The 13,151-nt window shown below is 68.4% G+C and carries 10 protein-coding genes; 6 read left to right on the forward strand and 4 right to left on the reverse strand.

Annotated elements, in window-relative coordinates; all coding sequences use genetic code 11:
• Positions 1-148: 148 nt before the first annotated feature.
• From ARTB_RS19350 to menD, 5 genes are all read left to right on the forward strand, one after another.
• Positions 149-1,084, forward strand: coding sequence for an o-succinylbenzoate synthase (locus ARTB_RS19350; RefSeq protein ID WP_243182006.1), 936 nt, complete (start codon positions 149-151; stop codon positions 1,082-1,084).
• A 79-nt stretch (positions 1,085-1,163) separates the two neighbouring features.
• Positions 1,164-1,691 (forward strand): MarR family winged helix-turn-helix transcriptional regulator, encoded by a 528-nt coding sequence (locus ARTB_RS19355; RefSeq protein ID WP_243181957.1) that lies wholly within the window; start codon positions 1,164-1,166, stop codon positions 1,689-1,691.
• Positions 1,692-1,836: 145 nt separating this feature from the next.
• Positions 1,837-3,933 (forward strand): PhoX family protein, encoded by a 2,097-nt coding sequence (locus tag ARTB_RS19360; RefSeq protein WP_243181958.1) that lies wholly within the window; start codon positions 1,837-1,839, stop codon positions 3,931-3,933.
• 250 nt (positions 3,934-4,183) lie between these two features.
• On the forward strand, positions 4,184-6,019 hold the full coding sequence (gene argS, locus ARTB_RS19365) for an arginine--tRNA ligase (RefSeq protein WP_243181959.1): 1,836 nt from the start codon (positions 4,184-4,186) through the stop codon (positions 6,017-6,019).
• On the forward strand, positions 6,016-7,749 hold the full coding sequence (gene menD / locus ARTB_RS19370; RefSeq protein WP_243181960.1) for a 2-succinyl-5-enolpyruvyl-6-hydroxy-3-cyclohexene-1-carboxylic-acid synthase: 1,734 nt from the start codon (positions 6,016-6,018) through the stop codon (positions 7,747-7,749). Before argS ends, menD begins: the two co-directional genes overlap by 4 nt.
• Before the next feature lie 82 nt (positions 7,750-7,831).
• On the opposite strand, the gene ARTB_RS19375 is transcribed toward menD, so the two are convergent.
• The 4 genes from ARTB_RS19375 to ARTB_RS19390 all read right to left on the reverse strand — a co-directional run bounded on the left by ARTB_RS19375 (position 7,832) and on the right by ARTB_RS19390 (position 12,201).
• On the reverse strand, positions 7,832-8,608 hold the full coding sequence (locus ARTB_RS19375) for an amino acid ABC transporter ATP-binding protein (RefSeq protein ID WP_028276658.1): 777 nt from the start codon (positions 8,606-8,608) through the stop codon (positions 7,832-7,834).
• The gene (locus ARTB_RS19380) at positions 8,605-9,576 is read right to left on the reverse strand and encodes an amino acid ABC transporter permease (RefSeq protein ID WP_243181961.1); all 972 of its coding nucleotides are present in this window, start codon (positions 9,574-9,576) and stop codon (positions 8,605-8,607) included. Before ARTB_RS19380 ends, ARTB_RS19375 begins: the two co-directional genes overlap by 4 nt.
• A gap of 35 nt (positions 9,577-9,611) precedes the next feature.
• The gene (locus ARTB_RS19385) at positions 9,612-10,565 is read right to left on the reverse strand and encodes an ABC transporter substrate-binding protein (RefSeq protein WP_243181962.1); all 954 of its coding nucleotides are present in this window, start codon (positions 10,563-10,565) and stop codon (positions 9,612-9,614) included.
• A 241-nt stretch (positions 10,566-10,806) separates the two neighbouring features.
• Positions 10,807-12,201, reverse strand: coding sequence for an isochorismate synthase (locus ARTB_RS19390; RefSeq protein ID WP_243181963.1), 1,395 nt, complete (start codon positions 12,199-12,201; stop codon positions 10,807-10,809).
• Between the two features lie 153 nt (positions 12,202-12,354).
• Between ARTB_RS19390 and ARTB_RS19395 the strand changes: the two genes are divergently transcribed.
• On the forward strand, positions 12,355-13,146 hold the full coding sequence (locus tag ARTB_RS19395) for a demethylmenaquinone methyltransferase (RefSeq protein ID WP_243181964.1): 792 nt from the start codon (positions 12,355-12,357) through the stop codon (positions 13,144-13,146).
• The last annotated feature ends 5 nt before the right edge of the window (positions 13,147-13,151 follow it).

Here is a 13,151-nt window from a genome sequence, read left to right on the forward strand (position 1 = left end):
GTCGGGCAGAGCTGAGCGCGGCACAACCATGAACACGAACCCGTTTCCACCGCGGCCGGGCCGTCCCGGAAGCCGCTCGGAGGAACTCCGCGATCAGCTCCCCGCGCTGGAGGAACTCCTCAACGTCGCCCACGTGGTGAGCCTGCCGATGCGGGTGAAGTTCCGCGGAATCCTCCAGCGCGAAGCCCTGCTGCTGAACGGCCCGCTCGGCTGGGGCGAATTCTGCCCCTTCCCCGAGTACGGCGACCCGGAAGCGTCCCGCTGGCTCGCCGCCGCGATCGAGGCCGGCTGGCAGGGCTTTCCCGAGCCGCTGCGCACCAGCATCCCCGTCAACGCCACGGTCCCCGCCGTCGCCGCGGACCGGGTCCAGGAGATCCTGGCACGCTTCGGCCGGGTGGACGCCGTCAAGATCAAGGTGGCCGAGCCCGGGCAGAGCCTGGATGACGACGCCGCACGGGTAGCCGCGGTCCGCGAGGCACTCCCGGACGCGGCGATCCGGGTGGACGCGAACGGAGGCTGGGACGTCCCGGCCGCCGTCGAGGCGCTGACCCGGCTCGCCGGCGTCGGGCTGGAATACGCCGAACAGCCCGTGCCGGACATCGCCGGGCTCGCCGAGGTCCGCCGCCGGCTGCGGGCCGCCGGGATCCCGGTGCTGATCGCCGCGGACGAAAGCGTGCGCAAGGAGGACGATCCGCTCAAGGTGGCCCGCGCCGGCGCAGCGGATCTGATCGTTGTGAAAGTGGCGCCGCTCGGGGGAGTGCGCCGGGCCCTGGACATCGTGGCGCAGGCCGGGCTCCCCGCCGTCGTCAGCTCGGCGCTGGACACCTCCGTGGGAATCCGCGCCGGATTGGCGCTCGCCGCGGCGCTGCCGGAACTGCCGTATGCCTGCGGGCTGGGTACCGTGTCCCTGCTCGCCGCCGATGTCACCCGGGACCCGCTGGTTCCCGACGACGGCGCCATCCGGGTCCGCGAGGTTGCCGCCGATCCGGAGCTGCTGGCGGAATATGCGGCCGCGCCCGGGCGCCGCGACTGGTGGCTCGACCGCCTGCGCCGGGTCCACGCGGTGCTGGCTGCCAGCCAGTGACGCAAGTGGTTTGAGAGTAAAGTGGATGCGGACGCGGCGAACTAGCCGCCGAAGATAGCTTTGGAGCGGAAGATTCGTGATGACCACCTCGGCACCCCGGCAAGATGACACGCTGGCTACGGCAAAGCGCGCGGAGGGCCAGATGGTTGCCCAGAAGGACGGGCTGCTCCGGATCGTGCAAGGCCTGCGGCGGGTCGACACGGGAACCTATGCCCTCCGCATCCGGCTGGCCGAGAATCTGGGGATCGGGACGATCGACATCAACGCGATGGCCTTTGTAGGCGAGGTCGACGGCCTCACTCCCAAGGATCTCGGTAAGGCCCTGAACATCACCACCGGCTCGGTAACGGCCATGGTGGACCGCCTGGAATCCAAGGGCTTTATGGTGCGGAAGCCCAACCCCACGGACCGGCGCAGTGTGCTGTTGCACCTGAGCCCGGAAGGAACCGACGCGATGCAGTGGGCCAACGACCACTTCGCCGCAGCGGCCGAGGCCCTTCTCCAGGAATCTTCCGAGGGCAGCATTGTGAACATCGCCGAATTTCTCGAGGGCATTGGCCAGCGGCTGATGGCTGCCGCCAGCGCCCCGGAAGAGACGGACAGCTAGCCTCTGTCCCTTGGGGGTTCACCGGTGACGCTTCCTCAGGTTTGTAGCGGGAGTTCACCGGGACTTCATGTGAGGGTCGGTTCCTCGTAGCCGGCGGCTGGAAGGGTGGGCGCGACCGCAACTCACCCCCATGGAAGGTCTCTCCATGTCTGTCACCTCCGGACGCAAATTTTCCCTGCTCCCCATGCTCGGCCACACCAAAGGCAAGCGAAGCCCCGTCACCTGCGCGCTGAAGTGTGACAACGCCTGCTCGGGCGAGGTCTGCAACACCAGCACCAACAGCTACTTCCGGGACATCGCTTCCGCCACCATGTCCCGCCGCGCCGCCCTGGGCTTCGGCGCCGCCGGCGCGCTCGCCGTCGTCCTCGGCAACGCCGTGACGTCCGCCGATACGGCAGTGGCCGACGGCGGCCCGGGCCTCGCCGCCGCGGCCAAGGACGGGTTTGGAAAATCCAAGCTGCAGTTCACCGCCATCGCACCGGTGGACGCCAGCGTGGACAAGCTGACCGTCCCCGCCGGGTTCACCTGGCAGCCGGTCATCCGCTGGGGCGACCCGCTCTTCAAGGACTCGCCGGCCTTCGACCTGGACCACCAGAGCGCGGCGGCGCAGGCCCGCCAGTTCGGCTATAACAACGACTACACCGACATCCTGCCGATCGATGGCTCCAGGGACCGCCGGGCCGTGCTCTTCACTAACCACGAATACACCAATGAGTCCATCATGCTGCCGGCCGGATTCGACGCCGCCGAGGCCCGCGCGATCGGCCGTGCAGCCCACGGCCTCACGGTGGTCGAGTTGGAGCGTGCGAACAAGAACAAGCCCTGGAGCTACGTCAAGGGCGCCGGGCTGAACCGCCGCTTCCTGACCGACACCACCTACGAGCTCGACGGCCCCGCCGCCGGGTCCCCGCTGCTGAAGACCGCTGCCGATCCGTCCGGCCGGGCCATCCAGGGCACCCTGGGCAACTGCTCCGGGGGCACCACCCCGTGGGGCACGATTCTCTCCGGCGAGGAAAACTTCAACGGCTACTTCGCCGCGCCCGGAACCTCCGACGCCGACAAGCGCTACGGCCTGACCAGCAAGCCCACCGCCCGCCAGTGGGAACTCGATGACCCGCGCTTCGACACCCGCAACCCCGGATACCAGAACGAGGCCAACCGCTTCGGCTGGATCGTGGAAGTGGATCCCTTCGATCCCTCCTCCACGCCCCGCAAGCACTCCGCGATGGGCCGCTTCAAGCACGAGGGCGCCAACGTGATCGTCGCCAAGTCCGGCCACGTGGTGGCCTACATGGGCGACGACGAGCGCTTCGACTACCTGTACAAGTTCGTCTCGGCCGGCACCTATCGGCCCGGAAAGACGGCGGAGGACCGCAAGAACAACCTCACGCTGCTCTCGGAAGGCGACCTGTACGTCGCGAAGTTCGCCGGCAATTCCCCGGCCGACGGGTTCGACGGCGCGGGCAAGCTTCCGGCCGACGGCGCCTTCGACGGCGCCGGTGTTTGGCTGCCCCTCGTGGTGGGCGGACAGTCCAAGGTGGCCGGAATGTCCGTGGAAGAGGTGCTGGTGTACACCCGGCTGGCCGCCGACAAGGTGGGCCCCACCAAGATGGACCGCTGCGAGGACGTCCAGCCCAGCCCGCACACCGGCAAGGTCTACGTGGTCTGCACCAACAACGCGGACCGCGGCAAGCCCGGAAAGGAAGGGGCCACCGAGGTCAACCCCCGTACCCTCAACCGCGACGGACACATCGTCGAAATCACCGAGACCGGGGACCAGAGCTCCACAACGTTTGGCTGGAACCTGCTGATGGTCTGCGGCGATCCGGCCAAGAACTCCGCCACCTACTTTGCCGGGTTCCCTGCCAGCCAGGTCTCACCGATCTCCTGCCCGGACAACGTGGCCTTCGATTCCGTGGGCAACCTCTGGATCTCCACCGACGGCGCGCCCTCCAGCATCGGCTACGCCGACGGGCTCTTCAAGGTGACCCTGGACGGTGCCGAACGCGGCAGGGTGGAGCAGTTCCTCGCCGTCCCGCGCGACGCCGAGACCTGCGGCCCGGTCATCCACGACGAGGAGCGCACCGTCTTCGTTGCCGTTCAGCACCCGGGCGAGGAAGGCACCTTCGCCGATCAGCACTCGTACTTCCCGGACTACGTCGCGGCCGGCGCCACACCGAAGCCCGGCCAGGTGCGCGCCCCGCGTCCGTCCGTGGTCCAGGTGTTCCGCACCGACGGCTAGCTTCCTGCCGCCACGCTCCCTCACGTTTGGCAGGTTTCCTTCCCACGCTCCCTCACGTTTGGCAGATTTCCTTCCCACGCTCCCTCACGTTTGGCAGGTTTCCTTCCCACGCTCCCTCACTTCCCTTATTTTGGCGGCGAGACGTGAGGGAGCGTCGGGTTTTTGGCGGTGGGACGTGAGGGAGCGTCGGGTTTTTGGCGGCGGGACGTGAGGGAGCGTCGGGTTTTTGCCGAACTGATAATTTGGGACTGTGAATAATCCGGCCGAATTGGTTGTCCCCAGAGTCCAGGCTGCAATTGCCACCGCGTTTGGCGAAGAGTTCCGGCAGACGGATCCGGTGGTCAGGCCCTCCCAGTTCGCCGACATCCAGATCAATGCCGCCATGGCCCTGGCCAAAAAGGCCGGCCTGCCGCCGCGGGACGCCGCCGCCAGGATCGTGGACGCCCTGAACCTGGACGGCATCTGCAGCAGTGTGGAAATCTCCGGGCCCGGCTTCATCAACCTGAGCTTTGACGGCACCTGGATCGAGGAACTGCTCAATGCAGAGTCCGTCCAGGCCGCGTCCCCGGCCACGGCCGTCACGCCCGCCGCGACACCGCAGCGCGTCGTCGTCGACTATTCCTCCCCGAACGTCGCCAAGGAGATGCACGTCGGCCACCTGCGCACCACCGTGGTGGGGGACAGCCTCGTCAAGGTGCTCGAAGCCCTCGGCGACACCGTGATCCGGCAGAACCACATCGGTGACTGGGGCACCCCGTTCGGGATGCTGATCGAACACTGGCTGGAGATCGGCGAGGACTCCCCGGAGGCGGCGCTGCTGGTGGAGGACCCCAGCGCGTTCTACCAGGCTGCCCGGGCCAAGTTCGATGCCTCCGCCACCGACGAGGACGGCTTCGCCACCCGGGCCCGGCTCCGGGTCGTTGCCCTGCAGGGCGGCGACCAGGAGACCTTCGCCGTCTGGCAGCGGCTGGTCGCCCAGTCCAAGCGCTACTTCAACGCCATCTACTCCACCCTCGGCATCAGCCTTACCGATGACCACATCGCCGGCGAAAGCTCCTACGACGCGCATCTGGCACAGCTGTGCCAGGAACTCGAGGAACGCGGCCTGGCCCGGATCAGCGACGGCGCCCTGTGCACCTTCCCCGCAGGATTTACCGGCCGCGACGGGCAGCCGCTGCCGCTGATTATCCGCAAGTCCGACGGCGGCTACGGCTACGGCACCACGGACCTCGCCACCATCCGCTACCGGGTCCGCGACCTGGCGGCCAACCGGATCCTCTACGTCGTGGGCGCCCCGCAGAACGTGCACCTGCGCATGGTCATGGCCAGTGCCCGGGACGCCGGGTGGCTGCCGGAGACGGTCGAGGCCGTGCATGTGCAGATCGGCAACGTGCTCGGCGAGGACGGCAAGATCCTCAAATCCCGTTCCGGCGCCCCGGTGAAGCTCATGGCCCTGCTCGAAGAGGCCGTGGACCGTGCCCGCGCCGTCATCGACGCGAGCCGGCCCGAGCTCAGCGAGGCGGAGCGCGCCGTGACCGCCCGCCAGGTGGGCATCGGCGCCGTCAAGTACGCCGACCTCTCCACCGGCCACGACACCGAGTATGTCTTCGACTTTGACCGCATGCTCGCCCTCAGCGGCAACACCGGGCCCTACGTGCAGTACGCTGCGGCGCGGATCCGCTCCATCCTGCGTAAAGCCGGGGTACTGGAAGGGATCACCGGCGACGGCGGGAGGCCTGCAGCCGGCGCCGCGGGAACTCCGGCGGCCGGCACGCCGGAAGCCGAAGCATCCGGCGGCCCCGCCACGGCGATCGCCGTCGTCGAACCCGCAGAACGCGCGCTGGCCCTGCACCTGCTGGAGTTCGACGCGACGCTGAACAAGGTGCGGGACGCGCTGGAGCCGCACCGGCTGTGCGGCTACCTCTTCGAGCTCGCACAGCTCTTCACCACGTTCTACGACCAGTGCCCGGTGCTCAAAGCGGAGGAATCGGTCCGTGACTCGCGGCTGGCCCTGTGCGCGCTGGCGCTGCGCCGCCTCTCCGGCGGCCTGGAACTGCTGGGCATCGAAACGCCGGAGAACATGTGAGTCCGGCGGATTCCGCTGCGGGCTCTTCAGCTCCTGGCGGCCTGACCGCGGTGGAGGCTGCGCGCATCGCCGTCGACACGCTGCTCGCCGCCGGTGTGCGCCAGGTGGTGGTGTCCCCGGGATCGCGCTCGGCGCCCATGGCCTACGCCCTGGCCGAGGCCGAAGCCGCCGGACGGGTGGAGCTGCTGGTCCGGATCGACGAAAGGTCCGCCGGCTTCACCGCCCTGGGCCTGGCCCTGTCCGCCGGTGCGCCCGCCGCCGTCCTGACCACATCCGGGACCGCCGTCGGCAACCTCCTCCCGGCCGTCATGGAGGCCAACCACGCCGCGGTGCCGCTCGTGGTCATCTCCGCCGACCGGCCCGAGGAGCTGCGGGGGACCGGCGCCAACCAGACCACCGTGCAGCTGGACCTCTTTGGCGACCACGTCCGCTTCGCCGTCGACGTGCCCGCGGGCAGCGATCCGCAGCGCGCCGTCGAAACGGCCCTCAGTGCCGCCACCGGAGCTTTCGAGGACGCCCCGCCCGGGCCGGTGCAGCTGAACCTTGCCTTCCGCGACCCGCTGGTCCCGGCCGTGGGCGACGGGCTGCCCGCGGCCGCCGGACGCGGCATCTACCGGGCCGCCCGGAACCCCCTGGCCCTGGACTTTCCGGCCGCCTCGACGGCGCTGCCGGAGCGGCGCACCGTGGTGCTGGCCGGGCACGACGCCGGCCCGGTCGCCGAGGCTTTCGCCCGCGCGCACGGCCTGCCGCTGCTGGCCGAGCCGTCTTCCAACGCCCGCTTCGGCCCCAACGCGGTGGGGCCCTACCGGCTGCTGATCGAGCACTTCGGCGCGGACGCGGCACAGCCGATCGAACGCGTGGTTCTCTTCGGCCGGCCGACGCTCTCCCGGCCGGTGAGCGCGCTGCTGGAGCGGGCGGATGTCCCGTCGGCCTTGTACCAGCCCGTTCCGGTGGCCTGGTACGAACCCGGCCGCCGCACCGAACTGCCGCTGGAAACCCTGGCGGACCTGGCGGAATTCGCCGGCCGCGGATCTGCCGCCTGGCTCGATGCCTGGCTGCTGGCAGGAGCCGCCGCGCAGCATGCAGTGGACCTGATCCTGGCCGCATCCCCGGCCGCGACCGGCCCGTCGGTGGGTGCCGAAGTCTGGAAACACGCCCGCGGGCAGCTGGTCCTGGGCTCCTCGAACGGAATCCGCGACGTTGACCTCGCCGGGGCGCCGCCCGCGGAACCCCAGGCCACCATGTTCGCCAACCGGGGCCTGGCCGGGATCGACGGCACCACGTCCACCGCCACCGGGATCGCGCTTGGCGGCGGCCAGGAAACCACCGTTCTCATGGGGGATGTGACGTTCCTGCACGACGCCGGGGGACTGCTGCTCGGCGCCGGCGAGACCGAACCGCAGCTGCGGATCGTGGTGCTCAATGACGCCGGCGGTGCCATCTTCGGGCTCCTGGAGCACGGCACAGTCGCCGCGGCGGGGCGCTACGGCGACGCCGTCGAACGCCTCTTCGCCACCCCGCAGCGGGTGGACCTCGCCGCGCTGGCCGCGGCATACGTCGTCCCGCACCGCCAGGTCGGCACGACGGCGGAACTCGCCGAGGCGCTGTCCGGTCCGCTGGTGGGCCGCAGCATCATCGAGGTGCGCACGGACCGGCACCGGCTCGGGGAATTGCACCGCGCCATCCGGGCCGCGGTGGCCACGGCCGTGGAGGGCCTCCCGCAGACGTAGCGCCCGTTTCCGCTACGAAAAAGGACAGCCGCTACGTGGATCCACGTAGCGGCTGCCCGAAATCGGTATGGAATTGTCCGGGCTACAGCACCCGGCTGAGGAACTCCTTGGTGCGGGGGTGCTGGGGATTGGCCAGGACCTCCCGCGGGTCGCCCGACTCCACGACGATGCCGCCGTCCATGAAGGTCAGGCGGTCGCCGACCTCCCGGGCGAAGCCGATCTCGTGGGTCACCACGATCATGGTCATGCCCGACTTGGCGAGGTCCTTCATCACGTTCAGGACATCGCCCACGAGCTCAGGGTCGAGCGCGGACGTGGGCTCATCGAACAGCATGAGCTCGGGGTCCATGGCCAGGGCCCGGGCAATCGCCACGCGCTGCTGCTGGCCGCCGGAGAGCTGGGAGGGGTAGTGTCCGGCGCGGTCGCCGAGCCCCACCCGGTCCAGGAGCTCCAGTGCCCGTTTGCGGGCGACGGCCTTTGACTGGCCCTTGACCTGGACCGGGGCCTCCATGATGTTCTGCAGCGCGGTCTTGTGCGGGAACAGGTTGAAGCGCTGGAAGACCATGCCGATCTCGCGGCGCTGGGCGGCGATTTCCTTGGTCTTCAGGTCATGGAGCCTGCCCTTGACCTCGCGGTAGCCGATCAGGTCGCCGCCCACCGAAATGCGCCCGGCACTGATGGTCTCCAGCAGGTTCACGCAGCGCAGCATGGTGGACTTGCCCGAACCGGACGGGCCGATCACAACCGACACCTCGCCCTGGTTGACGGTCAGGTCGATGCCGCGCAGCACGTGGTGTGTGCCGTAGTACTTGTGAAGGCCCTCGATCTTGACCAGGGGCTGCTCTGTGGTGATCGTCATTTCGCCTCCTCCTCGGGGAAGTCCATCTTGAGGTCCGGCTCGGCGTTGGCGCTGGGGGCCACGGCTGCGGACGCCTTGGCGGCGGCGGGGTTGATCGCTGCCGGAACCCGGTTGTCCACGCCCTTGCCGTAGTGCGCCTCAATGAAGTGCTGGCCCACCATCAGGATGCTGGTGATGACGAGGTACCAGAATGCGGCGACAATCAGGAGCGGAATGGGAAGGTAAATTCGGTTGGCCAGGGCGTTCGTCGCGAAGGTCAGGTCCAGCGTGAATGGCACAGCCAGGACCAGCGACGTGGTCTTCAGCATGCCGATGGTCTCGTTGCCGGTTGGCGGCACGATGACGCGCATGGCCTGCGGCAGGATGATCCGCCGCATGATCTTGCCCTTTGTCATGCCGAGGGCCTCGGCGGCCTCACTTTGGCCCTGGTCCACGGACTTCAGGCCGGCCCGGAAAATCTCTGCGAGATACGCGGACTCATTCAGGCCCAGGCCCAGGATGGCCGGGATCAGGCCGTGGGTGGGGTCCGAGGTCACCCAGGTGTAGGTTGCAGGACCAAACGGGATTCCGAGGACGATCGTCGGATAGAGAACCGTGGCGAGCCCCCAGAACAGCAGCTGGGTGTAGATCGGTGTGCCGCGGAAGAACCAGACCCAGGTCCAGCTGGACCAGCGGAACACCGGGTTGTCGGACTGCCGCATGAACGCCAGGAGGATGGCCAGGACGATGGCCAGGACCATGGACGCAAATGTCAGGAACAGGGTCCAGACGACGCCCTGGACCACCTTGGTGTCCAGGATGTAGGTGCCGACGACGTCCCAGCGGAAGTTGGGGTTCGTGAACAGGCTCTGCAGGAAGGCAAGCAGGAAGCCGACGATGATGATGGCGCTGATCCAGCGGCCGGGGTGCCGTACCGGTACTGCATTGTTCAGTACCGGTGCGGCGTGAGGGTCCTGATGGCTGTCCATCTCTGCCCCTGCTGCGGATCCGGTTGTGGGGAGGCTCAAGACGCGGCCGCCGGGTTGACCTCGGACTTGGTGATGGCACCGTCGGTGACGCCCCAGCCCTCAAGGATCTTCTTGTAGGAACCGTCTTCCATCAGTTTGGTCATGGTCTTCTGGACGACGTCCGCCAGGGCCGTGTCCGACTTGGCGACGGCGATGCCCTGGGGAGCAGAATCGTAGACTTCGCCGAGCTTCTCGAGCTGGCCGTTGGTCTGGGTCAGTGCGTAGCCGATGATGGGGGAGTCGGCGGCCATGGCATCGATGCTGCCGTTGACCAGTCGGGTGGTGATGTCCGTCTGGGTCTTGAGGGTCACGATGTTGATGGGCTGCTTGCCCTCGGCGGTGCACTTCTTGTTGCGGTCCGAGAGGTCCGGATCTTCCTGGATGGTGCCGGTCTGCACGCCGATGGACTTGCCGCAGAGGTCATCGAGGGAGATCTTCTTGGGGTTGCCCTTCTGAACGGCCCAGCCGGTACCTGCCTGGTAGTAGCTGACCATGTTTACCGCGGCAAGCCGCTCCGGGTTGATCGTGAAGGAAGAGACCCCGAGGTCGTACTTCGGGCCCAGGGCCGGAAGGATGCCGGTGAATTCGGCCGTCTGGACCTGGACCTTCAGGCCGAGCGCCGCGCCGATCGCCTTGGCGATGTCGACGTCGTAGCCCACGGGGGTCTGGCCGTCGGTGCCGAGGAATTCCGCGGGGGCGTAGGAGGTATCCGAGCCCACGGTCAGGGTGCCTTTAGCCTTGATCGCCTCGGGCAACATGGCCGCCAGGGCATCGTCCTTCTGGACCGTGCTGGGGTCAAAGCTGGCCGCGGCACTGCCCGAAGCGGAAGCCGCGCCGGAGGGGCCGGTCTCGGAGGCGTTCGTGCAGGCCGTCAAGGCCAATGCGCCGACGGCGAGCACCGTGGCGACCTTCAGTGCGGGGTTGCTCAGGAGCGAAGGGGAGATCTGCATTTTCTTACCTTTTGTTGCCGGAGGGATGCGTAACGAGGCCGATTTATAGTGTATCGCCGAACAAGAGATGTACGTCACAGAAAACTAAGTTTCACTATTGGATAACTAAACCAGACCCGAACGCAATATCTTTAATGCCCGATCTGTCTGTGATCCCGGATTCCTGTCCGTTTCGCCAGTTCCTGCGGTGCAAGTTCGACGGCCGATTCGCCGGCCCGGCCGGCGTCACCGGCCCCGCGGCCTAGCTGCTGATGCCGAGCGACTCCAGCATCGGCCGGAACTTCGCCCACGTCTCGGCGAGCTCAGTCTCGGGAACCGAGCCGTCCACCACGCCGCAGCCCGCATAGAGCCGGACCGTGTGCGGGGATTCGATGACGGCGCCACGCAGGGCGATGCCCCACTCGCCGTTGCCGGCCGCGTCGAGCCAGCCGACCGGCCCGGCATACGGGCCGCGGTCCAGGTGCTCGAGCTTGCGGATGAGCGCCCCGGCCACGGTCGTGGGGGTACCGCAGACGGCGGCGGTCGGATGCAGCGCGTTGATCAGGGCCAGGCACGTGGGGACGTGGCCTTCCACCTCGGCCAGTTCAGCCTTGACGTCAGAGGCCAGATGCCACACATTGGGCAGTTCGAGGATGAAGGGCTCGCTGTGCGCGTTCATGGCCTCGGAAAACGGGGCCAGCTGCGTGGTCAGGGACTGGATTGCGATGTCGTGTTCGTGCCGCTGCTTCTCGGAGCCGGCCAGCACCCGTTCGGCGAATTCCAGCGGCGAGCCCGCCATGCCATCGGCGTCGCGGCGGTCCAGGGTGCCGGCCAGGACGCGCGCCTGCGCGGTGCGGCCCTCCACCTGGATCAGCATTTCCGGAGTAGCCCCCACCAGCCCGTCCACCCCGTACGTCCAGCATTCGCGGTACCGGGCGGACAGTTCGCGCAGCACCTCGGCGGCCTTGACGCCGGTGGGGACGGTGGCCACGACGTCCCGCGCCAGCACCAGCTTTTCCAGGGCGCCGGTCCGGATCTCCGCGACGCCGGCGGCAACGGCGGCCATCCAGCCTTCCTCGCTGAGCGAGCCGGTGTGCAACGTTGCCCCTGCGGCCAATGGCAAAGGACGGACGACGGCGCCACCGGCCTGCGCGGCCGCCGGCACCGGGTCGTCCACCACGGTCGCGCTGGTCCCCGGATTGGCGCCGATCCCGGGATTGGCGCTGGTGCTGTGAAGCCAGCGGTCCAGGGCGGCGCGGGCACCGGCTTCGGTGAGGTCGCCGTCGTCGAACGTGAGCTGGGTCAGCCAGGCCTGGCCGTCACGGAGCCCGACAACGATTTCCGGGACCAGCAGCCGGGACTCATGGGCGGAGGCCTTGGAGAAGGCGAAGGAGCCGAAGGCGACCGGGCCGGTGCCTGGGCAGCCCACACTGTCCTGGATGTCTGCCTCCAGGACCTGGTGGCGCCACCAGATGTCCGCTTCAAGGAAGCGCTCGGGCCCGGTGGCGGTGAAACGGGCTATCTCGCCGAAGCCCACGAGACCGGCCTCGCGGCGGGTCCAGCACAGGACATCGTCCCGGACCAGAAACGACGGCAGGCCCCCGGGGAAAGTTTCGGCATCGAGGGGGACTGTCAAGGTGCGGAACGTGCTCGTCATGATGGCATAACACTAGCCCGTGATCGCCCATTGGGTGGATATACACGAGCCGGCCGGGCCTGCACGGGGCCGCGGCGGCCGTTGCCGCAGGTGAAAGCCGCGTCAATTGGCGGCCCGTTCGTGGGAGCGCCGATCATTTGAGACAATGTCAGGGTGAACCGAGCATCCTTGGATAAGCGTCCGGACGAAGTAGCCACGATGTTTGACGACGTCGCCCCCAAATACGACGTCGTCAACGATGTCCTGTCCTTGGGGCAGACACGGCGTTGGCGCAAGGTGGTGGTGGAGGCCATGGGCGTCTCGGCCGGCCAGCACGTCCTGGACCTCGCCGCCGGCACCGGCACCTCCAGCGAGCCGTACGCCGACGCAGGCATCAACGTCATCGCCTGCGATTTCTCCCTCGGCATGCTCAAGGTCGGCAAGCGCCGCCGCCCTGACATCGACTTCATCGCCGGAGATGCCACCCGCCTGCCGTTCGCGGACAACACCTTCGACGCCAGCACGATCTCCTTTGGCCTGCGCAACGTCAACGAGCCGAAGAAGGCCCTGGCCGAGATGCTGCGGGTCACCAAGCCCGGCGGCCGGCTGGTCATCGCGGAATTCTCCCAGCCCGTGGTGCCGCTGTGGCGCACGATGTACACCGAATACCTCATGCGGGCCCTGCCGGCCATCGCCGTCAAGGCCTCCTCCAACCCCGACGCCTACGTCTACCTCGCCGAGTCCATCCGCGCCTGGCCGGACCAGGACCACCTTGCGGCCTGGCTGCAGGAGGCCGGCTGGGAATCCGTCACCTACCGCAACCTCAGCGGCGGCATCGTCGCCGTGCACCGGGCCCAGAAACCGGCAGACCCCTCAACCGGCGCTGCCGCCGGCGCTGCGGCGCTGGCCGCCCACACCGGACCCGTGGCCAAGCTGCGCCGCAACATCACCCGGCCCGGCCGATAGCCGAT

Source organism: Arthrobacter humicola (assembly GCF_022803015.1).
Lineage (GTDB): Bacteria > Actinomycetota > Actinomycetes > Actinomycetales > Micrococcaceae > Arthrobacter > Arthrobacter humicola_A.